Annotated in this window: 20 protein-coding genes; 4 read left to right on the forward strand and 16 right to left on the reverse strand. The window is 54.1% G+C overall.

What is annotated here, in order from left to right; translation table 11 throughout:
* Positions 1-148: 148 nt before the first annotated feature.
* A complete protein-coding gene (locus KIH86_RS04215; RefSeq protein WP_223083837.1) occupies positions 149-2,377 on the reverse strand; it encodes an Ig-like domain-containing protein in 2,229 nt (742 codons plus the stop codon).
* A gap of 231 nt (positions 2,378-2,608) precedes the next feature.
* The gene (locus KIH86_RS04220) at positions 2,609-5,566 is read right to left on the reverse strand and encodes an S-layer homology domain-containing protein (protein WP_223083838.1); all 2,958 of its coding nucleotides are present in this window, start codon (positions 5,564-5,566) and stop codon (positions 2,609-2,611) included.
* A gap of 332 nt (positions 5,567-5,898) precedes the next feature.
* On the opposite strand from KIH86_RS04220, the gene KIH86_RS04225 reads away from it, so the two are divergent.
* Complete coding sequence (locus KIH86_RS04225) at positions 5,899-7,128, forward strand: YibE/F family protein (RefSeq protein WP_235775253.1); 1,230 nt, start codon at positions 5,899-5,901, stop codon at positions 7,126-7,128.
* Between the two features lie 92 nt (positions 7,129-7,220).
* Here the strand turns inward: KIH86_RS04225 and mtaB are convergent, their stop codons facing one another.
* From mtaB to KIH86_RS04270, 9 genes are all read right to left on the reverse strand, one after another.
* Entirely contained in the window at positions 7,221-8,564 is a 1,344-nt protein-coding gene (gene mtaB, locus KIH86_RS04230) for a tRNA (N(6)-L-threonylcarbamoyladenosine(37)-C(2))-methylthiotransferase MtaB (protein WP_223083839.1), read from the reverse strand.
* A 2-nt stretch (positions 8,565-8,566) separates the two neighbouring features.
* Positions 8,567-9,334 carry a 16S rRNA (uracil(1498)-N(3))-methyltransferase gene (locus KIH86_RS04235; protein ID WP_223083840.1) on the reverse strand — a complete coding sequence of 256 codons (768 nt, stop codon included), beginning with the start codon at positions 9,332-9,334 and terminating at the stop codon, positions 8,567-8,569.
* 156 nt (positions 9,335-9,490) lie between these two features.
* Positions 9,491-10,171: a site-2 protease family protein gene (locus KIH86_RS04240; RefSeq protein ID WP_223083841.1), complete on the reverse strand. Its 681-nt coding sequence runs from the start codon at positions 10,169-10,171 to the stop codon at positions 9,491-9,493.
* A 2-nt stretch (positions 10,172-10,173) separates the two neighbouring features.
* Complete coding sequence (prmA, locus tag KIH86_RS04245) at positions 10,174-11,280, reverse strand: 50S ribosomal protein L11 methyltransferase (protein ID WP_223083842.1); 1,107 nt, start codon at positions 11,278-11,280, stop codon at positions 10,174-10,176.
* Between the two features lie 198 nt (positions 11,281-11,478).
* On the reverse strand, positions 11,479-12,036 hold the full coding sequence (locus KIH86_RS04250; RefSeq protein WP_223083843.1) for a DNA-3-methyladenine glycosylase I: 558 nt from the start codon (positions 12,034-12,036) through the stop codon (positions 11,479-11,481).
* 186 nt (positions 12,037-12,222) lie between these two features.
* Entirely contained in the window at positions 12,223-13,920 is a 1,698-nt protein-coding gene (locus KIH86_RS04255) for a DUF4179 domain-containing protein (RefSeq protein ID WP_223083844.1), read from the reverse strand.
* Complete coding sequence (locus KIH86_RS04260) at positions 13,880-14,434, reverse strand: RNA polymerase sigma factor (protein WP_223083845.1); 555 nt, start codon at positions 14,432-14,434, stop codon at positions 13,880-13,882. The genes KIH86_RS04255 and KIH86_RS04260 overlap by 41 nt, the downstream gene beginning before the upstream one ends.
* Positions 14,435-14,548: 114 nt before the next feature.
* Positions 14,549-15,001, reverse strand: coding sequence for a hypothetical protein (locus tag KIH86_RS04265; protein ID WP_223083846.1), 453 nt, complete (start codon positions 14,999-15,001; stop codon positions 14,549-14,551).
* Positions 15,002-15,054: 53 nt separating this feature from the next.
* A complete protein-coding gene (locus KIH86_RS04270; RefSeq protein ID WP_223083847.1) occupies positions 15,055-16,839 on the reverse strand; it encodes an ABC transporter ATP-binding protein in 1,785 nt (594 codons plus the stop codon).
* 171 nt (positions 16,840-17,010) lie between these two features.
* Between KIH86_RS04270 and KIH86_RS04275 the strand changes: the two genes are divergently transcribed.
* The 3 genes from KIH86_RS04275 (at position 17,011) to map (ending at position 19,622) form a co-directional block, all read left to right on the forward strand.
* Positions 17,011-17,937 carry an AraC family transcriptional regulator gene (locus KIH86_RS04275; RefSeq protein ID WP_223083848.1) on the forward strand — a complete coding sequence of 309 codons (927 nt, stop codon included), beginning with the start codon at positions 17,011-17,013 and terminating at the stop codon, positions 17,935-17,937.
* 346 nt (positions 17,938-18,283) lie between these two features.
* Positions 18,284-18,868, forward strand: coding sequence for a TetR/AcrR family transcriptional regulator (locus KIH86_RS04280; RefSeq protein WP_223083849.1), 585 nt, complete (start codon positions 18,284-18,286; stop codon positions 18,866-18,868).
* A 7-nt stretch (positions 18,869-18,875) separates the two neighbouring features.
* Positions 18,876-19,622: a type I methionyl aminopeptidase gene (gene map, locus KIH86_RS04285; protein WP_223083850.1), complete on the forward strand. Its 747-nt coding sequence runs from the start codon at positions 18,876-18,878 to the stop codon at positions 19,620-19,622.
* 311 nt (positions 19,623-19,933) lie between these two features.
* Here the strand turns inward: map and KIH86_RS04290 are convergent, their stop codons facing one another.
* The 5 genes from KIH86_RS04290 to KIH86_RS04310 form a co-directional block, all read right to left on the reverse strand.
* Positions 19,934-20,758, reverse strand: coding sequence for an alpha/beta fold hydrolase (locus tag KIH86_RS04290; protein ID WP_223083851.1), 825 nt, complete (start codon positions 20,756-20,758; stop codon positions 19,934-19,936).
* Between the two features lie 105 nt (positions 20,759-20,863).
* Entirely contained in the window at positions 20,864-22,033 is a 1,170-nt protein-coding gene (locus KIH86_RS04295) for a sn-glycerol-1-phosphate dehydrogenase (protein ID WP_223083852.1), read from the reverse strand.
* Between the two features lie 358 nt (positions 22,034-22,391).
* On the reverse strand, positions 22,392-23,504 hold the full coding sequence (locus KIH86_RS04300) for a GntR family transcriptional regulator (protein ID WP_223083853.1): 1,113 nt from the start codon (positions 23,502-23,504) through the stop codon (positions 22,392-22,394).
* Between the two features lie 137 nt (positions 23,505-23,641).
* The gene (locus tag KIH86_RS04305) at positions 23,642-24,688 is read right to left on the reverse strand and encodes a YARHG domain-containing protein (protein ID WP_223083854.1); all 1,047 of its coding nucleotides are present in this window, start codon (positions 24,686-24,688) and stop codon (positions 23,642-23,644) included.
* A 225-nt stretch (positions 24,689-24,913) separates the two neighbouring features.
* The coding region (locus KIH86_RS04310; protein WP_223110321.1) for a hypothetical protein at positions 24,914-25,204 on the reverse strand (291 nt) is incomplete at its 5' end.

Consider the following 25,204-nt stretch of genomic DNA (forward strand, 5'->3'; position numbering starts at 1 on the left):
TATTAATGTTACTCGCTAGTTTATCGGGCCTGTCCCAAAAGTCATCATAGAATGCCAAAACCGAAGAAAAACGCAAACGGGACAAAGCCGGAAAATCTTCCGCTTCGTCCCGTTTGCTTATCTCTGCTTTAGTTCGTACGATCTTCCATTATTTTACCGTAACAGTTACAGTGATCGTCTTCGTCCCGAATTTCCCTTTCACCGACGCTGTTCCCTTCGCCAATGCGGTGATCGTTCCATTCTGGGAAATGCTGACCACCGATGGCTTGGAGCTGGTCCAGACGACGGCGCCTGTTACAACGGCCGTCATGCCTGTATCATATTCAGCCGTTACCGCCACCGACTTCGATCCACCGGGAGCGAGCTTCAGGCTCTTCTCGCTTACAGTCAGCTTGGTCAGCTTCGGAACAACCGATATTTTGACGGAGACGGCAATGCCCTGGTAGGAACCCGACAGTGTCGTCGTTCCTTCCGCCACCGCTTTGACCGTAGTTCCCTTCACTGTGGCGACCGCAGGATTGGATGATACCCAGTTCATGGTCGACGACAGATTGACGGTCTTGCCGGCTGACGTGTAGCCGGTCGCCTTAATTGATTTCGAACCCTTGATATTCATCTCCAGCGAAGCCGGATCAACGTCGATTTTGACGATCTTCTGTTCAACCACAACCGGAATGCTGATTGTTTTATTGGAATAGGTTCCCTTCAGCGTCACAGAGCCTTTGGTCAGCCCTTTGAGGATCTTGCCGGATGTGCCCTGCTTGATGACAGCACTCGTTCCCGATACCGTCCATTCGATATCGCTCGTCACGTCTCTCTCTTCGCCGCTTTCCATAACAGCCGTTATGGAAGGAAGCTGCGTTTCCTCACCGGTAACTGCGCCGAGCTTGTCCTCTGGACCAATCAGCACCAGCACCTTCTCCTTCACGGTCACCGTGATGCTTACGCTCTTCGAACGGACGCTGGAAGGGGAGATTACGGAATCATTGGCTTTGATTTTACCGGTCAGCACTACTGTTCCCGCTTTGCCGGCCACAATTTTGCCGTCTTTGATCATCGCAGTGTCTTCGTTCGCAGACGTCCATTCCAGCTCCGAGCCGATGTCCAGCTTGGTGCTATCCAGCTTGGTGCCATTCACCTTCGGCAGGGCTGCCGTCTCGCCGGTGTACAGCGTAACCTCGGTCGATTCCGCGCTCAGATCGCTGAGCGTCGGGTATACCGTAAGCTTGAGCTCGCGGCTGATGCCTTTATATTCGGCCTTGATTACGGAGCTGCCGGCGGACTTTGCCGAGATCGCAGCTTGCGCATCTCCACCCGTCACCGTTGCCGCCAGCTTGTTGCCTGAGGTCCAGACCGCAGCGTTCGAGACATTGAGCGTCGAGTTGACCGCATCGCGCACTTCGGCTTTGACGCCAAGCGACTCGCCGAGGAACAAGCTCTGGTCCCCCGTTGGCGTCAGCAGCAGCGCCTCATAGGGAGCGCGGACATATACATCCACTGTTTTCGTTACTCCAAGATATTTGACGGTAATGACAGTTTTGCCTGTACCGACCGGTGTGATCTTGCCTTTCTCAACTGTGGCCGTCGTTGTACTGGAGGAAGACCACTCCGCGTCCGCGGTTACATCCTTGACGTCCTCTGCCTCAGTTCCCTTGGTGAACGCCTGAATGGCTGCCGGGCTGTCACCGACCAGCATTTCCAGTTCCTCTACCGCCGTTCCCGAGCTGTCCTTCAGCTCCAGGGCGGAGTAAGGCAGGAGGACCGTCGCTTTGAAAGTTGCAGTCAGCCCCTTGTACTTCGCTGTAACGGTGGCGCTGCCCTCTCCGACAAGCGTTATCTGTCCCTTGGTGATGGTCAGCACCTGGCTGTTCGAGCTGCTCCATTCCGCATCCTGAGTGACATCATTTGCAGTATCCGCCGCATCGCCGCCGACTGCGGTAGCCTTTACGAGCAGATCATCGTCACTGTCGCCCAGCTTGAACACGCCGGAGGACGGGGCGGTAATCGCCAGATTCTTGTAGGCATAGGATACATTCACCTCTATGGTGGCGACCGTATTGTTATATGTAGCGGTAATCATTGCGGTTCCGCTGTTCTTTGGCGTTACGAGACCGCTGGATACGGTTGCTACTCCGGTGTCTGAAGATGTCCAGACCGCACCCGCTGTGACGTCCTTCTTGGACGTGCTGCCTTCAACCGACGCAAGCACCTTAAGCTGCTTCGGAGTCTGGCCGACAGTCAGCTCCACCTTGGCGGAACTGTCAAAATCAAGGGCGTACACATCTCCGGTTGCGGCATAGGCTCCCGCCGGGAATAAGGCCGCCGCCAGAAGCACCAATACAAGCAGCAATGTGGTCATTTTCCTGTTCGAAATCATCTTTGGTCTCCTTTGGATAGAAAATTGTCTCGTGGGTCCATTCCACACTCTTTCAGTATTATCGGACACTCCCTCCAAAGTCGTTACCTTATTGCCAATAACTGAGTCTTTAGTCCCACCCTGGAAACCGCCTTCTAATCTGTAAAAAATACCCGAAGCGCGGATCAACGCATCCAATGAAAAAAGCTTGGCCTGCACTCAAACGAGGCAGACCAAGCGATATTCGATGCTCTATTGTTGATATTGTTTCAAAGTATTATAGATGATAACTGCGGCTTCCGCCCTTGTAACCGGCTGCTTCGGCAAGATTTGTGAATTGTAGCCGTTCACGATTCCTGCCCGCAGCAGAGCTGCAACGGATGGCGCCGCATAATCCGATACTTTGGCACCGTCACGGTATCCGCTAAGCTCGCTTATGGAAGCGCTGAGCTTGAGTTTTCCCGTCTTCTCCAATGCTCTGGCGATGATGACCATCAGATCCTGCCGCGTTATGCTCTGATTCGGCAAGAACCGGTTGTCGCTGGTGCCGGTGATGATGCCATTATTCTTGGCGATGGATAATGCGTCGGCATAGTACTTGCTGCCAGCAACGTCAGTAAAATTGTCACCCGATTGACCCGACAAATCCAGCGCACGAACCAATAGTAAAACGGCGTCGGCGCGTTTAATCGGTTTTTCCGGCTCAAATGTTTTGTCCGAAGTTCCTTGGATAATGCCTTGCGCAGTCAGAATATCAATTGCTGCCTTTGCCCAGGCATATTTCGAACCCACATCGGTAAATGACTGCTGCGAGGCCGGCGTCTGCGTGCTTGCAGGTGATGGTGTCGGTGTAGGAGCCGGTGAGCTGGCCTGCGTCGGTGTTGGAGTTGGGGTTGACGATGCTTTTGATGAACTTGGTGATGATTGCGATGCAGTCGGTGAACTGGTTGGTGATGGTGCCACGGATGATGTCGGCGTCGGCGAAGGCGTAGCGGATGGTGTCGGTGTCGGAGAAGTCCCTCCCCCGCCGCTTTCGGTTCTCGTTGTAGCGGAAACGACGGCCGAATCCGGTGAACTGCCCGCAGTATTCACGGCAACGACTTTATATTGGTAGGTAGTCGACGGCGTGAGTGAGCTGTCCGTATAAGAAAGTGTCGTTATAGGCGTGCTGTTGAGCTGAGTGAAGGTGCTGCTGCCGGCATTCGCCCGGTAAACGATATAACCGGTTGCGTTCGCAGAGGCTTGCCAGTCGAGTTGAATGCTGCTGGTGCTAAGCGCCTTGGCTGTTACCCCTGTCGGTGCCGCCGGAACCGTCGGCTCTGCCGGGTTTGTATCGCCTTTCACAATCGTATAGGTGTCGACGGTCGATAGTTCGCCTGTTGTGGGATCAATTTTGTATGTATCGATCGAGAAGCTGGTGTCTGTTACGCTGACGTGTGAGAAACTAGGCGCATGGAATTGTTCCCGCAGAGCGGAATAGGGTTCCGGAGCAGGTTTCAATTCATAATATTTGCTGCCACTGGCGGAGTTGGCCGTAATATACAGCGTGCCTGTCGGGTTGACTACATCGCCGTTTGCATTCACCGTCTGATTCGTTTGCGGCTGATCGCCTTTCATCTGATAGGTGCGGACATAGCTGTGGTCGTGACCCATCAGGACAACGTCGATGCCAAGCTCGTCAAACACGGGATACAGCGATGCTCTCAGATCCGTAATATAGCTTTCCAAGGAATGGTTCGCAGCACTGTAGATCGAATGGTGGAACGCGACAACTTTCCATTTTGCATTCGGACTTCCAGCAATCGCTTCTTCCATAAAAGCTTTATGGGCTGTTCCGTTATTGTTGTTCGTATTCAGCATCATGTACAGCGTGTTGCCATAAGTGTAGGAATAATCGCCGCCCGCATCGGTTACGCCATATTGGCTGGACTCATTGGGCTGATTGTAGTGGTAAGTGTAATTGATGTTGTTATCGTGGTTCCCCGAGACTGTCGCCAGAGGATAGCGTTTCAACTCATTTGGTGAAAAAAAGCTGGTATACTCAAGCTCGTTCTCCGCATCGTTGACCTGGTCGCCGACGGACATCAGGAAGCCTGCATTCGGGTACAGCGTTGTGGATTTCGTCAATGTATTCTGCCAGCCGGCCGTATCGGCCGCAATATTTCCGCCCGAGCTTGCGCCTAGCTGCGGATCACCATACAGAAGAAATTCATAGGAGCTTGTATCCTTAGTGGTGAAGCTGTATACCTGACTCCATTTTGAAGTATTGCTGTCGCCCACGCGGTATACATATTCCGTCGATTTTTGCAGGCCGGTAACCGCTGCCTTATTGGTTGTGTAGCCGTTGAATGCCGCCGAAGCGGTTCCGGTAAAGCTCGTATGCGCGTCCGGAAACTCTGTGCCCGTCATTGCGCTCTTGGGAGCAATCTGAACAGTGCTTGCCGCGGTTGCAGGATCATTCTCTGTAATCCAGGTGAAGTTCAGTTTGGACGCGTCGCTGCCCGGGTTAATTTGAATATCCCCGAAAGCGGAGGAAGCATCCACGACATTGAAGGTCGCAGTAGAGGATACCCCATTGTAAGTGGCAGTCAAGGTCACCATTCCGAGCGGGGCATCGGGGTCAACGGAAACCGTTCCGTTGCTTACCGTAACCTTGGGCTGGCTGCTTGTCCACACCGCACTGTCGGTCAAGTCAACCTGAGTGCCATTTGCCAGGTAGCGGTACGCTTTGACTGTGGTGGCATGTCCGGTCTGAACTTGCGTCTTACCCACTTCCGTCTTGATGAAATAGACGACGGAATTTCCACCGATCTTCGGACTGGCGTTCAGGAAATCCGTAAAATCCTTTCCCCACTTCGGTTCCGGGGCAAACTTATACTGAATGACGCCTCCGCAAGATTTAAGATCATCCGTTGTGAGTGTAAACGTGAATACGTTGTTCGTAACGCCGTTCACATCGATCGTACCGGAAGTTGTCAAAGGCTTGAACTCACTCCAGTTCTTCGAGAAGTTGCCGTTGATATACACCGCATCCGTCACGGAATAAGTTTGCAGGGTTACTGTTCCGTCATCATTAAAAACCGGGCTTTCCGGCATTATGCCACTATCGGCCTTTGCCGATTGAACCGCACCTTGTGCCATTAAGGTATACAGCAGCAGGGTTACAGCCAACATCGTTGCGATAAACTTGCGGAATTGATATTTGTTCAACAATACTTGCATCCTCCTGTCACGAACTCTTTTTCTTTTTGCCCCCTGATCGTCTTTTCTCCACTTTTACTGAACAGTATGGCTCCTCCTTCCCATATTCGTTGCAAAATCGCGCTTTCCGCGAGGGCAAACGTTTGCACAAAATTCAGCACTTTTTTCTTATTTAAGCACTAAGCTCTAAAATAGTACCTGTTTGTTTGGGCAGTGTTAGCTGAATATTGAAATTATGCAAAGAACTCATAATCCGCAGTTTTATTTCTGGTTTACAAAAAAAGCATCTCTTGTTTACAATGCTCGTCTACAATCAACCAAGTTTGGAGAAGAAGGCGAGAGTGAACGAAAAGATGAATAAATCCCAATGGATACGCATGGGAATTGTGACCGCTGTTCTAATGTTGTTCTGTACATTCCTGTATGTCTTTAATGCGCATCAACCCGGTAAATTCTTTAAACAAGGAGGAACCGCCTATATCAATTACGAGGAAGCCCGGATTGTCGAAGTTCAGAGCGAGGACATCGCCGAAGACCCTGTCCTGAAAGGCCTGTACCGGGGCAACCAAATGCTGCAGATTAAAATTCTGACAGGAGAGCATAAAGGCGAGGTCAAAACGATCAAAAATGATCTGAGCGACCGTTTTAACGTGTACGGCAAAAAGGGTATGAAAATTATGGTCTGTATAGAAACTGCCAATAAGGACGTATACGACGTGAGGGTATACAGCTATAATCGGGCTCCGACGCTGTATATTTTTATCTTCCTATTTGCTGCGCTGATGTGGCTCATTGGCGGCCGGAAAGGATTGAAGTCCGTTATCGGCCTGGCGTACACGATGATTTGCATTGTTTTTCTATATATTCCACTGCTTTATCAAGGATTTTCACCGATTTTTGCGTCTGTGCTAATGGTCGTGATCACGACCTGCGCCAATCTGTTCCTCATACACGGATGGAATTCCAAATCATTATCTGCGGTCATCGGGACTACGCTTGGCGTTACAATCGCCGGCATCGTCTCCGCCCTGGCAGGAAGTCTGGCGCATATTTCGGGGCTGAATACGGAGGAAGCGGAAACACTGATCCTGATTGCCAGGGACACGCATATGGGGGTTAAGGACCTGCTGTTCGCCGGAATTCTGATCGCCTCGCTGGGTGCAATCGTCGATGTGAGCATATCCGTTGCTTCTTCGGTCCATGAGGTATATTCCGCAAACCGGAAGCTTGGCATGAAAGAGCTGTTCCTCTCCGGAATGAACGTCGGCCGCGATATGATGGGCACCATGTCCGATACCCTCATTCTGGCTTTTACCGGCAGCTCCTTACAGTCTTTAATCCTGATTTATTCGTATCGTGTGCCGTTCAACCAGCTCTCCAATATGGAGATGGTGGGAATCGAGGTGGTACAGGGGCTGTCGGGAAGCATAGGCGTGATTCTGGCCGTTCCGATCGTCGCCTTTATCGCTTCGCGCCTAATTCCATACATGGAGCCCACGTCCTCCGGGCCCAAGAAATGGAAGCTGCCTTTCAAATCCGTCAAATCTGCCAAATCTGCCAAAACACAGTAAGATTGCTGTTCACAGCGTTCACGGCACGATTGGGGCGTGTATGCAAAAAAGATTCCGCCTCCGCACTGCGGAGATGGAATCCTTATTCTTAGCTAACGCGCGGTGCCGGTCAGGACGTCATCCGGAGACGAGACAAGCTCACCTTTACACTCGTTGACGCCTGCTTCCGTAATCTTCACCTGGCACAGCCGGCCCTGCAGCTCGTCACCGCCCGGGAACTGCACCTGGAGGTAATTGTCGCTGAAGCCGTGCTGTATGCTGCGGGCGGGAGCATCCTTGGCTGACCGCTCCGGAATAACTCCCACGGTCTGTCCCACGAACCGGCTGGCATAGGCCAACTGCATGTCCTCGGACAGGTCGATCAGCTGCTGGACGCGCTCATTTTTAACATCCTCGTCCACCTGATCCTCCATACGGGCGGCCGGTGTGCCGGTACGCTTCGAATACGGGAACACATGCATTTCGGAATAGCCGATCTGCTTCATGAAGTCGTAGCCCGCCCGGAACATCTCGTCGGTCTCACCCGGGAAGCCCACAATGACGTCGGTCGTAATCGCCACATCCGGCATTGCCTGACGAATACGCTCCATTTTGGCCAAATACTCTTCGGTCGTGTACTTCCGGCGCATCCGCTTCAGCACCTCATTGTGTCCGGCTTGGAGCGGAATATGAAGATGCCGGCACATCTTGGAGGAGCGGTTCAGCGCGTCCATCAGCTTGTCGTCGATCTGGCTCGCCTCAATCGAGCTGATGCGCACGCGCTCCAGTCCGTCCACCTTATCAAGATCCCACAGCAGATCGGAGAGGCGGTAATTCTCCAGATCGTCGCCATATCCGCCGGTATGAATGCCGGTCAGCACGATCTCTTGGTAGCCCGCTTCCACAAGCTGGTGGGCCTGCTTCACGATCGATTTAGGGTCCCGGCTGCGGGACAGCCCGCGAGACCATGGGATGATGCAGAAGGTGCAGAAATTGTTGCAGCCGTCCTGAATCTTGAGAAAAGCGCGGGTCCGGTCGGCGAAGCCCGGCACATCCAGTTCCTCGAACTCGCGGGTCTTCATAATGTTGCGGACTGCGTTCACCGGCTGGCGCGAATCCCGAATGCTGTTCACATGCGTCATGATCTGGTCGCGGTCCTGGTTGCCGATGACGAGATCGACGCCGGGAATGTCCAGAATTTCGCCTGGCGACGTCTGCGCGTAGCAGCCCGTTACCGCTACGATCGCTTCCGGATTGCGGCGCACGGCGCGCCGGATCATCTGCCGGCTTTTTTTATCCCCTGTATTGGTGACGGTGCATGTATTGATCAGATACACATCGGCTTGCCCTTCAAAGTCCACCTGCTCATAGCCTTCCTGTTTGAACAGCTGCCAGATGGCTTCAGTGTCGTAGAAATTAACTTTGCAGCCCAACGTATAAAACGCTACGGATGGCATTTTCAGGCTTCCCCCATTTCTCCGGTTTCATATAAAATACAGGCCGCGGCCACCATGCCGGCCGTCTCGCAGCGCAGGATGCGTCTGCCCAGGCCGACGGACACCGCGCCCGCTTCCTCCGCTTCGCGGCATTCGTCCTCGCTGAAGCCCCCTTCGGGGCCGACGATCACAAGCGCAGCGTACTCCTCTGCTCCATTCTTCAGCCGCTCCGCCCAGGGAGCGACCGCCGTGCGCAATTGCAGCCCTTCTTCCTTCTCGTAGCAGAAAAAGACGGCAGCATAGCCTTCGGCCGATTTCAGCAGCTCTTTCCAGGACAGCGGCGCGGAAATCTCGGGCACGATATTGCGATGCGCCTGCTCCGCCGCTTCCTTGGCGATCTTGCGCCAGCGCTCCAGCCGCTTGCCTTCCTTGCGTTCATCGTACTGAACGATGGTCCGCTCGGACAGGAACGGCACGAAGGCGGCTGCGCCGATCTCGGTGCATTTCTGGATCACGATCTCCATCTTGTCGCCCTTTGGAAGACTCTGCGCCACCGTGATTTTGGCTTTCGGTTCATGCGTCATCGGCATCATTTCGAGGATGGCAGCTGTAACAACACCCTCCCCGATTTCGGTGATTTCCGTGAACGCCTCCCGCGAGACACCGTCGCTGACAATCAGTTTGTCTCCGGGTCTTCCCCGCATGACTCTGGCAATATGACGGGCGTCCTCGCCGCCGATCGTAACCGTGCCCTCGCCGAAGCTGTCCTTCGGTACGAAATACCGCTGCATATGCATCAACATCCTGTTCTCTTAAGCTTATATTTCAGGCGAAAACGGCGGCGTCCCTCGCCTGCCGGGCACCGCCGCCGTTCTATTGTCCTTGTATAGCCAGTTCTATGCTATGATACAACGTCCGGGCCTTATGAACAACCCTGAGCGCCTCTGTCAGCTAAAAAGATTGTAGAAGAATCTCAGAAAATCCAACTGCATATTAAATGTCCAAACATTTAGAGGCGTGATCGTATAAGCCCGAAGAACCGGGATGAAGACGATCAGCAAGAATAGAAACATCGCCCACTGTTCGAACCGCTGGAGTCTTCCCCTTACGCTGCGCGGAGCAAGATCCTCGATGATCCGGTAGCCGTCAAGAGGCGGCAGCGGGATGAGGTTAAACAGAAACAGAAAGAAATTCCAGTAGGAAAAAGTGCTGAAGAACAGCTTGATCGCTTCCTGTCCTTTCCCTGCGGATTCTGCATCAATAACACCCGTTCCCAGCAGCAAACCGTACACGAGGCAGCCCAGAATCGCCAGCAGCAGATTGCTGATCGGGCCGGCCGCCGATACGATAATCCCCATCAGCCGCGGGCGGCTGAAGTTATCCCGGTTCACCGGCACAGGGCGTGCCCAGCCGAAACCGGCGATCAGCAGCAGGATGATGCCGAAGAAATCAAAATGCACCGCTGGATTCAGCGTCATCCGTCCCAGCAGCCGGGCGGTCGGATCGCCGAACTTGTTCGCGAAATAAGCGTGGCTGAACTCATGCACCGTGAAGGCGATCAAGATCGTCACCAGAACGAACGGAAGCTGATCCAGCGGAATACGAATAATCTGGCTTAAGAAATCCATTTTTACCTCTTTCCGGCTGTAAACGCCACCCAATCTTCTTCCTTCGCAACTTCCCTGATCTCAAATCCGGAGGCGACAAGCGCCTGTCTGACCAGTTCTTCCTTGTCCTTGTAGATGCCTGAGGTAATATACAGGCCTCCCGGCTGCAGCGCCCGGTACACATCGTCCGTGAAGAGCACGATGATTTCGGCCAAAATATTGGCTACAACGATCCGGACGGGAAGGGTAACGTTCAGGCCAGCACGAACGCCGGATGAATCCGCTGACTCGGACTCACCGTCTAATCCCTCATCGCCGGCACTCTCTCCCTCCGGCTCCCCTTCGCCCTGCTGCCGAGGCGCCCTTGCGGTCGGCCACATAGCGCCTTCCGGCTTCTCGGCCGCTCCTTCTCCGCCGAGCAGAGAGAGCAGATCGCTCTCCTTAACCGAGATGCGGTCCAGCATGTTGTTCAGTTCCACATTCTCTTTCGCACTCTTGACGGCGACCGGATCGAGGTCCAGCGCCAGCACGGATTTCGCACCGAGCAGCACCGCGCCTACCGCGAGAATGCCGGAGCCGGTGCCGACGTCAATCACTTCTTCTCCACCCTGAATCGCCTTCTCCAACGCACGCAGACAAAGGGCGGTCGTCGGATGAGTGCCGGTGCCGAACGCCATGCCCGGGTCCAGATGAATGATCTGCTCCTCGGGGCTTGCCGGTGTATAGTCTTCCCACACCGGCTTGATCGTGAGCCGGTCGCTGACGCGCAGCGGCTTGAAGTACTGCTTCCAGGCATGGGACCAGTCTTCCTCATCGACCGTCTTCCAGCTGATCTCGGCTCTGCCTGGATCAATGCCGAAGTCCTTCAGCTCGGCAATCTTGGGCGCCAGTTCCCCGCATATATCATCCATAGGCGTGCCCTCGGAGAAGTAGCCCTTAATCACCGCTTCGCCTTCCGGGATATCGTTCAGCGGCTCGTCATACAGCTCGCCGTATCTCGTCTCCCGCTGCTTGGCCAGCGTACCGGATTCCTCGATGGACACCCCGCCCGCCCCCGCATCATGGAGCATCGCGGAAATCATCTCCTGGGAATCTTCGGTTGTATGTATCGTCAATTCATGCCACAGCATTACTGCATTAAGCCTCCTCAAGTTCACTATCTAACCACTACTAAACTATAATCGCTGCTATATGCCTTTATCCTCGCTATTATACCTTTATCCCAGTTATTATACCTTAAGGGCGGCGCCCGGGACAAACCGGCGGTTAATTACACGGCCGTTCGGCAGGGTTCGCAGCCAAAGCCTGTCATCGGGTTACTGCCCGCTCTATCTGAAGCTGCAGGCTGTTACATGGTCGTTCACCATGCCGGATGCCTGCATGAAGGCATAGCAGATCGTCGAGCCGATGAACTTCATCCCTTTCTTCTTCAGCGCCTTGCTCATAGCGTCTGACTGGGGCGTCGAGGCTGGAACCTCGCTTAGGGAAGCCGGGTTGTTGATAACCGGCGAGCCACCGACGAAGCTCCACAAATAGCCGCCGAAGCTGCCTTCGTCACGCATAATTTCGCCGTATACGCGGGCATTGGTGATGATCGCCTTGATCTTGAGGCGGTTCCGGATGATGCCGGAATTGCCCATCAGCTCCTCCACCTTGTTATCGTCATAAGCCGCAATTTTCTCCGGATCAAACCTGTCAAAGGCCTCGCGGTAATTTTCTCTTTTTTTAAGAATCGTGTACCAGCTCAAGCCCGCCTGCATACCCTCCAGCATCAGCAGCTCGAACAGCTTCAGGTCGTCATGGACCGGCTTGCCCCATTCCTCGTCGTGATAGGCGATGTACAGCGGATCGGTGTTCACCCAACCGCAGCGTATGATTTCATGCATGTCCTCGTCCTCTTCCTTTCCGGGATTCGGGCTCCCGCGCTTGTACAGTAAGACTAATCAAGATACGGAGGAGTTGTCAATTGGAGTGGTTCCGTCCACATCAAAATGAGGGGCCGATACGGCCCCCCAGTCAAACCTCAAATATGCCTATTCTGATGCCTGACCATCTTACTTCCTTCAATGGCCTTATCGCAGCGTCACTCTCGTCTCTTTCTCCGGTTCGTTCGTCGTATAGAAGAACATATGAACCTCCGCTTCACTTCCTTTGAAGCCTTTGTACACATCAATCGCATGATTGTCTTTTTGCCCGTCGATGCCGTATTTCTGCACTTTCCCCAGCAGCCGCTGGCCGTCTTGTAGAATGAAGGTTTGATTGACTCCCCCGAACAGAGGATTGTCGCTGCTGCTCTCCACATACAGATCCGAGCCCTTCATGTAATAAGTCCAGGTTACCGGGTAACCACCGATCACGGCATTCAGATGCCGCTTCTCTTCATCAATTCCCGTAAGCCGGAACGTAGTCTGCTGATCCTCGACATAATTAACCTTATAGGCTCCCACCAACACGATATGGCTGTCTTTCTTGACAATCAGATCTGACGGCATTTCGAACTGGTAGCCTCTATAACCCGAATCGCCCGGCTCGGCAGAGTAATAAGGGGCTGCCTCCAGCGTCCGTCCATCGATTTCCAGTCTGTATTTCTGATAAGGGAAATAATAAGGAAGCTTGCTGCTTCGAATGCCTACCCGGATTTGAGTCGGGGTAACGACCATTTTCTCGACTTTGAGCGCGTTGTTCCCCGGCTCCAGCGGAACATTCAGCGGCGTAATTGTTGTTCCGAACTCCATCTGTTTTTTGCTTAGCGTCAGATCAAAATTCCAGGACTTGGATACCGACTGCTCAAGCCGCCAATACTGCAATTTGAAGGAGGCTCCCGCAGCCGTGGCGTCTGATGTTTGATAATACTGCTGGGCTGTATAATTTCCATGCTCATCCGGCGTCCCGAACATGGATCCAGAAAGCTGCTCAACCGCTTCTTCTCCATGAAACAGCGCAATCTGCGGATACGTCCATTCCTTGGCTTCAGGACGATCGAATAAAACGGTGGACGCGAAGAGGGTCTTCTTGCTATCCATCCGGAACGTCTGTACGGCTATCTCCTTAATCCCTTCCTTGCCTACTTTAAAGCTCTGCGATGCGTTCGACGATGGATTCAAGGAAATGTCCTGTTCTCCCAAGCTGTATGCCGTAAGCCCCTCTGCGACCAGCCTTACCTTGGCGGTTTCGGTGTCCGGCGACCACTCGGTTTCGAAATATCCGTTATAACGGCCTTTCTGCTCGTCCCACTGCAAATAATTATATCCTTCACCGAGTTTATTCCCCTGCTCACTCTCAATATAGAGATTCCCGAACTTCCAAAAATCCGTCTCCGCCCGTTTGCCTACATCCAGCGTGAACAGGATAACCGTCCGGTTCTCGTCCACAAATGCCGTTTCAAGATTCAGTTTAATGCCGTTTATGGTTATGGTCTGGCCCAGCTTCTGCCCGAGATTCCGGTCTAGCGCGGACTGGATGCCGGGTTTGCTTGTCAGGAGATGTCCCCAGTCCCCATGCACGGCTGCATAGACGGGAGCGGCGATCAGCAGTACAGCGATCGAAGCCGCGGCCGTCATTTTGCCCCAGCTTCGGCCCTTGCGCTGTATTTCATGATTTGGTGTTCCAGACCGGCTCCACTTCACGCCCGGCTCTTCTGACATCATGGTGTTCGTCTGCTCCGCAAGCAGCCGGTCTCGTTCAATCGACTCCCACATCCGGTCAAAATCGGGATAATGGATATCCTCTTTACTTAATTTGAGTGCCGCTAACCGCTCTGCATCCTTCACGGGTATCCTCCTTTCTCTCAGCCACGCCGTCCTGCTTCTCCAATATGCCCTTTACCAGCCTCAGTCCCTTGTGGAGCCTCGACTTGACCGTTCCCACCGGAATGGACAGCGTGTCCGCAATTTCCGATAGCGTCATATCATGCACGTAACGAAGGACGATAACCGCCCTGACCTTGGCGGGAAGCTCCTTCATCACCTCCGCCCACTCCGACCGGCTTGCCCGCTCTTCCGCTCTCTGCTCAGCCGACAGCTCATTAGCCGGAGCAAACCCGCGCAGATTCGATTCGATCTTGAACCGGAAGAGCTTCTTGCGTCTGAGATGGTTCAGGCACCGGTTGACGGCAATCCGGATGAGCCAGGCTCTGTGCTGCCCGATGTCATCCGTCCGGCTGCGGAACGCTGTGATAAAAGTATCGTGGCATAAATCCTCGGCATCCGCCGGATCACGAACCATATACAGGCAGGTTTTGTACACGTCCTTGTTGTAAGCCTCGAACAATTCCCGGTTATCCACTGTATCCCTCCCTTTCCCCTTTCTTCACCCTTAAGACAATCGGGAGGCGATAAAGGTTCATTTCTTCGATTCTCCGCAAAAAAAGAACGGCCCTCAGGCCGCCCTCTTCGTCTTCTATTTGAACCATTTCAGCAGGTTGTACGGCACATAATTGCCGACTCCGACGCTGCCGCCGGAGCTGATCTTCGCCCCGATGACCGCCGGATTGAACGTATTCGGAATATCCAGCTTGCCCGCCTGGATGCTGTCTTTGGTTAAGGATACCTCCATCGCCTCACCGCTCTCCAGAAACAGAACCGCTTTGATTCCGGCTCCAACCTGCAGCTGATAAACAGGGCGCCCGGTATTGTCCTTGACGTCGAATACGCCGGGAACCGAGTTGACGACGCTCGAATACGGATTGCCGATCGGCTCATTCTTCAGAATGTCGAAGACCGGCGCCTCCTCGTGGTCCAGCAGCACGCTGACCATCAGCCCGTCCGGCGCCTGCTCCACGATGAAGTAGCGCCCTGCGAACGCCAGCGGAATGGAGTACTCCTCAAATTGATAGCCTAAAATAAGTGTCATGATCTTTCCCTCCCAGACATTCTCACTTCGACACCGGGAAGACGGAACCCTGCTCACATATTTTTCAATTTGTAGAACTCGCCCCTCATTTCAAGCAGCTCGTCGTAGCTGCCGACCTCCACGATCTTCCCCTGCTTCATGACAACAATCCGGTCTGCATTCTTGATGGTGGACAAGCGGTGCGCCACGATAAAGGTGGTCCGGCCATGCATCAGCCGCTCGATCGCGCTCTGGACATGCCGCTCCGATACGTTATCCAGCGCCGAGGTCGCTTCGTCCAGAATGATGATCTTCGGATCGCGGACCAGCGCGCGCGCAATGGCGATCCGCTGCCGCTGGCCGCCGGACAGCTTGCCTCCATGCTCGCCGACAGATGTCTCCAGCCCTTGGGGCAGACTGTCGATGACGTCCTGCAGATTGGCCATGTAGACGGCCTGCTGCACCTGCTCGTCACTGATGTTCGGCAGGCCGTACGTAATATTCTCGCGGATCGTTCCTGAGAACAGAATATTATTCTGGAGCACGATCGCCAGAGACTGGCGGTACTGCCGCATGCTCAGCTCATCCATCGGAAGTCCGTCCACCTTGATAATACCGCTCTGGGGCTTGTAGAATCCGATAATCAGATTCAGGATGGTGGATTTACCCGAACCGGATTCCCCGACGAAGGCGATCGTCTCGCCCGCACGGATATCCAGCGAGAAGTCTTTCAGCACATGCCGCTCGGACTCCGAATAGCGGAAGCCGACACCCCGGAAGCTGTATGCGCCGTGGATTCCGTCCAGCTTCGTGCGGCCCTTGTATTCCTCCGTCTCGTCCGACAGCAGCACCTCGGAGACGGAGTGCAGGGATTCCATGCCTTTGACCAGGTTGGGATACACGTTCAGGATGGAAGTCACCGACCCGATGATCATGTTGAAAAAGCCCTGGTACATGACGATATCGCCGATCTCCATATACCCCAAATGCGCGAGATAGGCGGTGAAGAACAGACAGCCGACCTGGAACAGCTGGAACACAACCCAACTGGAGGAGCCAAAATAGGCCTCAAGCACGTCAAGCATATGTCCCCGCTGGCGGATATTCTCCAGTGCGGCGTCGACCTTGCGGATTTCGACCTCCTCCAGACCGTGCGCGCGGGTAACCGGGATCATCTCCACCGTCTCCGACACCTTGCCGGACATTTCTTCAATATTGCGGCGCACCTCACGGTTGCGCTGGGACATCCGCGAGCGGAACAAGCGGACGAGATAAATCGAAGTCGGAGCCATCAGGGCGAAGAAGAGCGCAACCATCCAGCTGTGATACAGCGTCAGCCCAACCACGACAGCCAGGTTGATGCCTGCCGGGATAACGGTCATCATCATCTGCCGGGACAGGAAGTCAATCGCTTCCACATCGCGCAGCACCTTGGATTGCAGCCTCCCCGCATTCATATCGCCGTGATAGCCGAGCGACAGCTGCTGCAGCTTCCGGACAAGCGTGCTGCGAAGCCCCGCTTCCACATGGCGGGCCGCCTGGCTGATATACTTGATATGCATCGTATGCGTGGGAATATTCTGCACGATGACAATGAAGATCACGGCGAAATTAATCCAGAATTCCTGCATGGAATGTCGGTTAGGGTAACTGACAATATTGATGATATTGGCGGTTACGACCGGCAGCACCCAGACCGGTGAAGTCTTCAGCATATAGTAGAGAGCGGACAACGCCAGCTTTCGGTTATGGTTCCGGAAGAGACGCGACAGCAATACGAAGGGACTGGCATTCCCCTTTGTGTCGCTCTCCGCCTGGAACCATTTAGTGTAATCGAGGGTGGATTCCGTTTTTGCCATTACATTCACTACCTTTTCGCTTATAATCGGATTCAGAAGGAAGAAAGTCTTCTACAGCCGAATCGGCTTTTTCGTAAAGCCAGTATAGCCCCGGGCGAAGTATTCTTCACTAACTTATTCGGTCCTGTTTTGCCCCGGAATAAACATTATCGGCCAAAGGGAGCTGATCGTATGGGCGCTTTGAAAGATAACGCCGTTTATTACCCGCATGTCCGCACAGATCTCTTTCTGTATGCGCCACACACCCGCTCGGTATCGAAAGGCTGGACCTGCTGCCGGCATATTCACCATATGATGTTCGAGTTTCTGCTCGTGCAAAGCGGCGAGCTGAACGCTTTCGCCGGAAGCTCGGAAAGGGTGCTCCGCGAGGGCGACCTTCTGATCGTCTCGCCGATGCAGCTTCACGGCTACGACACAAGAGATTCGGAAGAGGCCTCCTTCAGTGTGGCCCATGTGCAGATCAGCGACGAAGAGCTGCTGCATCTGTTCCAGACCGTCAATGAAGGCTTCTACCCGGCCGGTCATCGCCTCAATGAAGCGCTGAAGCCGCTAATCCGCCAGCTCTTCAAGACGCTGGACGGCGGCCGAATCCGCAGCATATCCGTCATGACAAAGGTATTCCCGCTGGTGGAGACCATTCAGGAGCATTTTGCCGCAGCTGCCGCCGCCCTTCCGGCCGAAGAGCTGACGGAGCCGGCGTATCTCATCGCCAGGGAGATCGAGGGCATGCTTCACCGGCGGCTGGAGACCGAGCAGGATGTCTCCCTCATCGGATCGGACGCCGCCGCAGAAGCCGAAGGAAGCAACTGGCTGGAGGAAATCTCGGCCCGGCTGAACATCAGCCGCCGCCACTGCCACCGTCTGTTCAGCCAGGCATATGGTATGTCTCCCCGCCAGTATCTGATGATTCTCAAGCAGCAGGAGGCGATGCAGATGCTGGAGCGAAGCTCCGATTCCATCGAACTGATCGCTTACCGGCTTGGCTATGTGAACGCCCAGAGCTTCATCCGCCAGTTCTCAGCCTGGGTGGGCTGTACGCCGGGCACATTCCGCAGACAGAAGCCCGAATCGGTGAATTTCCTGGCTCCGCCGAGCTGAGGCATGAGCGGCATGCCTTTCGGATAGCGGGAGATATGCACTGAAGTGATCCTCTTTAACAGCAAGAACTGTTTCGTGAAAATAAAGTACTAGACTGAATATCTTTATTCCACAGACCTTTGGAATTGTCATACCGTTAGACTCCATTAAATAAGCTGTAGACTGGGCGCTGACTTTAGATTAATGCCAGCGCCCAGTCTACAACTTTATTATCACGGTCAAGTTCTTCATTTTTCAGTACTTTGTTTCATTGAACACCAACAGATCATTTGATTTTCCCCGGCTCATTCGTTATTATCTTTATATCGACAAATTTGCAGGTCAATATAAGGAGGTTCACGCGCCCATGTGCCCCCGTACCAAAGAACAAAATGAGCTCATCCGCATGCAGCGCAGAGAACACATCCTGGACATAGCCGCGCGCACCTACTTTCGAACGGGCAGCAACTTTGATATTCGCGATGTCGCCCGCGAGGCCAAGCTCGGTTACGGCACGGTATACCACTATTTTCCTAACCGTCATTTATTAATAGAAGATGTGTTGGACAGCGGCTTCGAGCGATGCGAGCAAGCACTGGCCGAATGGGCGAACACCAGCGGCGGCCGCCCGGATGACAGGCAGCTGTTGACGTATTGCAAAGCGCTGCTCCGGCTATGGCAGTCGGACGCCCGCGCATATCTCGTCTACAAAATGGCGGCGGAACATTATGCAGGCTTGCCTGAGAAGGATCGACACCCTGCCAAGAGACGATTCATGGAACGGCTGTACTTTCCACTCCAATCGATCTCCCAGTACGAAGACGACAGCGTCGACTATATGCTTGCCGTGTTGGTCGGCTGCTGCGGGCTGCACTACTATGCGGGCAATTCCGACCTGGACGTCGATCGAATCGCCGAACTCGCTATGCGAGCTATTACGAAGGAGTCCTGATCCGAACATGATTATTTTAAAAAGCAAGTATGAAATCGAGGCTATCCGCAAGGCATGCCAAGTGGTGGCGGAATGCCATCGTACAATCGCCCCGCTCATCAAACCGGGCATCACGACGAACGAGATTGAGCGCATCTTCGAGGACATTATTTTGAAGCACGGGGCCAAGCCATACGAGAAGGGCTACAAAGGCTATCCCTATGCGACCTGTGCTTCCGTCAACGACGTGATCGCGCATGGCTTCCCTAACGATAAGCCACTTGAGGAAGGCGATATCGTGACGATCGACACGGTCGCGGAACTCGACGGCTGGCTCGGCGATTCGGCCTGGAGCTATGCGGTCGGGAACATCTCGCCAACGGCCGAGAAGCTGATGCGCGTCACGAAGGAATGCCTTGACCTCGGCATCGCGCAGGCGCAGCCCGGCAATCGGCTCGGCGACGTGACGAGCGCGATTCAGCAGCATGCGGAATCGCACGGCTTCGGCGTCGTGCGCGACCTTCTCGCCCATGGCATCGGCCAGGACCTGCACGAGGAGCCGACTTATATGCATGTCGGCAAGCCCGGCAAAGGCCTCCGCATCAAGGAAGGCATGGTGTTCACGATCGAGCCCATGATCACCGAAGGCAACTACTACATGACAATTGATCCGGATGGCTGGACCGTGCGGACGCTGGATCGCAAGCTCGCCGCCCAATACGAGCATACGATCGCCATTACGGCCGAAGGTCCTCAAATCCTGACCGCGCAATAGAATAATTAGAGGCCGGCTCCGATATTACGATGATCGAATAATCGATCTCTCGTTCCCATCTTCAATCTTCAAGCCGAAGCAGATTCGCAGACAGCGTGTTCACAAGGATCATGATGAAACTGCTCACCTGGGCGCGATCACATGCCAATACGATGAACTCTTCTCAGGTGAACCGCGCAAATAAATCGGAAACGCTGAGTGACTCGGACATTAACCGGGTTAGATGATGCAATACAGTTCTCCTGCTTTATTTTCTTCTAACAAGAACCGCAGTCCATGGGCCGATTCGGTCTTCGGGACTGCGGTTCTTCTTAAATGGAAAGCAGAAATTCATCAAAGCAAGTATAGAATTCTTCCTTGTTACTCAAATACACATTGTGGTGGGGATGCGACATGGTATACGACCGGCAATTGGGGATGAGGGCCTGCATCCTGGACAATTCCTCGTCGGGGACGGCTTCGTTGTCTTTGGCTCTGACAAGCAGCACCGGACATTCAATAGATGGCAGCAAGTGATGCCAATCCTGATTGTAGGCGATACCGAGAGCCATTGATTGCGTGCTGAACAGCATATTGTAGCCTTCCGGCGTTTCAATCAGACTGTTCATGAAATAGGAATAGCTTATCTCCGTAGTCGCCTCTTTCCGGATGTAATAATCCGCCTGTTCCAAGCTGCTGAAAGGCAGCGGCCAATCTTGTGTAACAGGGTCTGTCGCTTTAATCTCGCTCAAGGGGATACGGCTTCGCTCGGCCGGTCCGGCAGGAGACTTGTCCAGAATGGCCAACGCTTCCACAAGATTCGGATCGAGAGCAGCCAGGTAACCGGCGACTTGTCCGCCCATCGAGTGCCCCACAACGATAGCGGAATCGATCTCCAGCACATTTAGCAATTGAACCATATCGTCAGCCATTTCCTCAGCGGTGTATCGGGACACTGGCTTGCCGCTCCAGCCGTGACCTCTCTGATCCGGAGCGATAATCCGGTATCTCTCACCGTATCGCCGCATGAAGTCGTACCAGGTCTCTCCTCTTCCCCATCTGCCGTGAAGGCAGAGGATAGCCGGTCCCTTACTGCCAGTATCCAGGTAGAACAAATCGATATCTTTTAAACGGGCAACTCTTCTATGCAAATTCATAGCTCGCCTCCGGAATACGTCTTTCTCCACTATAATAGAACAAATGTTCCCATTTGTATATAACTTACATCATAGCCTTACGGATGGACGGCTTCCAGGATAGGCTTATTGCAGAGCTAGCCCTCCCTCATTCCGCGCGCGCAGCAACGTATGCCGGTTAGGGCGGACTTCGTGGGCTTCCTTCAGGCTGCGCCGCAGCAAATCGCCCGTCACCCCGAGTTCCTCTGTCGTTGACGGTCCGTGAACGGCGCGCAGCAGCGCGCGAATCTCATCCGGGCCCGGAATAAGGTCGATCTCCTTGCGGATCTGATCCCACTTGGCGTCATTCCAGAGCTCGGGCCTGGCGGCGATTTCGTGGTACAGCGCCGAAATTTCGGCACAGGCTACGCCGACCTTTGCCCCATGCAGCAGCTGCCGCCGGCCGGTGCGGATATATTCCATCTCCCAGTAGTGGGATAGATGATGCTCTGCGCCGGATGCGGGATGGGACTGCCCGAAGAGCTGGATGGCAAGTCCCGACTTCATCAGCGCCTCCATCAAAATGCGGATTCCTTCCTCCGTCCGCTCCCCGATCTCCTTCACATGGCTTACGCACGCCAGCAGGGCCGATTCGGTCAGCCCGGCAATCTCCGGCGAGTAAGGCTCTTCGGCGGTTATACGACCAAATTTCCAATCGAACAGCGCGGTATACTTGCCCAGCATATCGCCGAATCCTGCTGCGGCCATGGGCGCGGGCGCAGCCCTCAGAATATCCGTGTCGGCAAATATGGCCGCCGGTCCCGCCACCCGGATCGTCAGCTTATTCCCCCGGATAATGAGCGGCGAGCCGCTTGAGGTGAAGCCGTCGACGGACGGTGCGGTCGGAACGGACACGAACGGCAGCCCTGCCGTATAGGCGGCGTACCGGGCAATGTCGGTCAAAGTCCCCGAACCTGCTGCGACCACCACATCCGACTTGTTTCCCTGAAGCGCCAGCAGCACCTGCACGACGGATGCTTCGTCGGCGATCACATCCCCTTGGGCGTTCGGCAGCACCAGAGTGACAGTGGCGGTAGTCCCGCCTTCCTCAAGCAGCGCCTCCAGCCGTTCCCCCGCCGCAGCAAAGGTATGCGCGTCCGCCACCAGTAGCGGGGAACACCAGCCCTTCTCCCGGATAAAAGGCGCAGCGAGGCTCAGCGCACCCGGCCGGATTTCAATTGTTTCCGGAAGGCCCGTGACCGAGGCGCCCATTTGATCCGACACCGCCCGGATTTTGCTTAACAGATTCTCTGACATGTCCTCTCATCCTCTCCATCTGACTGCTGATACCTATGATTCTAGCAGACAACGGCGCCGTACCCCATTACGAGACGGTATCATTGAGAATACCAGACCTCACTTGTACGTACAAAAGACTAAACGATATAAATGGCCAACATCATATGTACCTGTCATTACTAGTGGCGCAGCTCCGCAAGCGGAACTGTCGGTTTCAGACCAGACAGCAAAAGGCCGCACACACCGGTAAAGGATGATGCAGCCTGTTTCGATTTCTAGCAGTAATGCAATGGTCCCTTTTCTCCTGCGCACCTATCAAATATCCCGATTCTTATTCTTTCAACTTGCCCTCCGGCCGTCCATCCGGACCGATCCGTCATTGCCCGGGCTGCCCTTCCGAGGCCGCCCTGGTTGAGCCCCGGAGAATAAGCTCCGGCTTATAGACGATATCAGCCGGCGGCTGCGGTCCCCGCCCCTTGATCATGCCTAGCAGCATGTCGGCCGCCCGAATGCCCATCTTCTCCTTCGGATGGCTTAGCGTTGTTAGCTTGACCTCCGTGGCAGTGGCAAGCGGCGAGTCGTCGAAGCCAACGATCGATAGATCATCCGGAACCGACAGCCCCAGCTGGCGGACCGCTTCCAGCAGCAGCACCGCCAGCTCGTCATTGTAGCAGACAAGCGCCGTCGGCCGCTCCGCCGATTTCAGCAGGGTAAGAGCCGCTTCATAGGGCACCGTATGCTTCTCCTCCGAGGTGTAATGCGTCACGGTCCCTTCCTCGAACGGAAGACGGTGCTTATGCAGCGCCCGGATAAACCCCTTCAGCCGGTTCGCTCCCTGAAGGTCGTCCGTCTTGAAGAAGCCGGCAATCCGGCGATGCCCCAGCTTGATCAGATGCTCTGCGGCAATGAAGCCGCCCGCCTCGTCGTCGAGCTTCAGGCAGGGGCAGTGAAGCTCGGGATAGCGTTCGTTGATCATGATATACGGAATATGGTGAACGTCGAGCGAGAGGAACAGCTGAAGATTGGGATTACCCTGCGCGCTCCTGGTCGGCTCAATGATGAGCCCGCCGAGCGGCTGTCCCAGCATCTGCTCCAGATTCTCCCGCTCGTTCTCCTTGTCATTGCCGGTGCTTGACAGCAGCAGGCTGTAGCCCTCTTCCCGCAGACGAGCTTCGGCTCCCTGAACGATATGGGGAAAGATATAATCGGAAATATGGGTTGTGAGCATGCCGATCATACTGCCGGGCAGCTGCATGGGCCGGACGTTCCGACGGGCGATGAACGTGCCCTTGCCCTGCACCCGGTACAGCAGCCCTTCCTTCTCCAGTTCCCCGAGCGCCTGCCTCACTGTCTGTCTGCTCATGCCGAAGCGGCCGGCGATCTCATTCTCCGAAGGTGCCTTGTCGTCGGGCTTAAGTTGTCCCGACTCGATCCAGGACATCAGTTCCTGCTTCAGCCTCATATATTTCGGTATCGGTTTGTCCGCCACTTCGCACCTCGGTATCAGCAGTAATTTCAATACAAGTTATTATAACACAGTCAACTTGTATGTACCTGATGTGACTCCGGGGTTAAACATCAAGCATCTCAAGCGGCTTCCAGCTGCTCGAACGGCAGTCTTCGTCTCTAGTCCGCATAGCTGAGCCCGTCAAAATAATCGGAAGCCGACAAGCCGTTAACCCGATCGAACCCGCTGACCTTGAACCAACCCTTAAGCCCGTCCTTGGTCACAACCGAGCACCAGCTTCGGTTATCGGTCTCTTCTATGAGCGCTTTCTCTCCCGGTCTGAGCGTAACAGCGGTGCTCGAATCAGAAGGCGATTTTTGCAGCTTCAGCTGCTTTTTAACAGTGACGACAGTGTTCATCTTGTAATAGGAGTGGGGAACGCGAACCAGCTGATGGCTGGCGGACAGCTTGTATTCATCGGTGAAGAACCAGGTCTGGAGCACATCTCCCCTTGTTTTGGTCAGCAGTCGGCCCGAACCGTCGATCTTGATGACCGACTCCGATCCCTGGATTTTACCCATGTAAATCAGCTTGCTGCCGGTATACATGTAAAAATAAGCCGAGTAATCATCGCTCGGGCCGGATTCCGTGATGACGATTTCCTTGAACTTGTCGTTGCGGTCGAGATCGGCGACATACATCACCCCGTCCAGATTATCTCCGGTTCCCGTTACGGAGGATTGATTGACGGTGAGCTTGTAGGCCTCCCCTCCGGCTACGGCTTTCAGCGATACGCTGTCTTTGCGGCCGTCCCCATTGAGATCCAGCGACGTCTGTGAGCCCTGCACCTTCCGGAAGCCCGCCTTGAGTTTATCGGAGATATTTTTGAGGAACAGAACATTGGCTTGCTCTACGCTGCTGAGCTGGTTGATCTTGAAGGCGGGATTCTTCTTGTACCAGGGTCTCAGGGCAAAATAAGACGAATAATAGCTGGAAGCAAACACATAACCATGCCTTGCGTAAATTTCATTGCGCGCGTAGTCGAGCCTCCAGGGGGTCAAATCATACACATCCTGCGTCGTCAGGCGTAACTTGTCGCTGTCCGGAATAATATAATTCACCAGCTTGTTGAAATCAGGCTTGCTGCCGGCGGCCTCTGCGTTTCCAATCCCCGCCAGCAGCGCGAACAGGGAAAGAAGAACTCCTGCACGTTTGATCCCTTTCAAATGACCACCATCCCTTGAAATAATTGCCTCACATCACCTAGATCGTATAGCATTCCAAGCCTTCATGTCCAGATGCATCATCCAATCGGATCGGGAGCTCATAGGGGGCGATTTATCGTTCAATTGAGGCCCATGCAATGACATTCGCGGGTTAGAGCCAAGTCCAGGCCGCCCCTCCGCAGAAGCGGCTCTTGCTCTTGCGAAAAATCACCTTGCAACAGTGCCCTAAATTCCGCTCGAGGACGGAAAGCCATAGGCATGAGATAGCGCATCAATAACAACTTTCTTTGCAGACTCTGCTGGTATATCTTCTTGGACTTCAAATGAATTATATGGAAGATCCATTGTCCACCATGAGATTGATTCTATAATAAATCTTGTTGCCAATTTCAAATCCTCTATTTTTCTTACGTATCCTTTTTTTTCGAACAACTCCAAATACTCGGACACACTCGTATAGAAAGAAGCTCTAAATTGCCTGTAAATCTCAACAAATTCTTCATGTACATTTATGTT

Origin of the sequence: Paenibacillus sinensis (genome assembly GCF_019904155.1) — a bacterium.
Lineage (GTDB): Bacteria > Bacillota > Bacilli > Paenibacillales > Paenibacillaceae > Paenibacillus_AQ > Paenibacillus_AQ sinensis.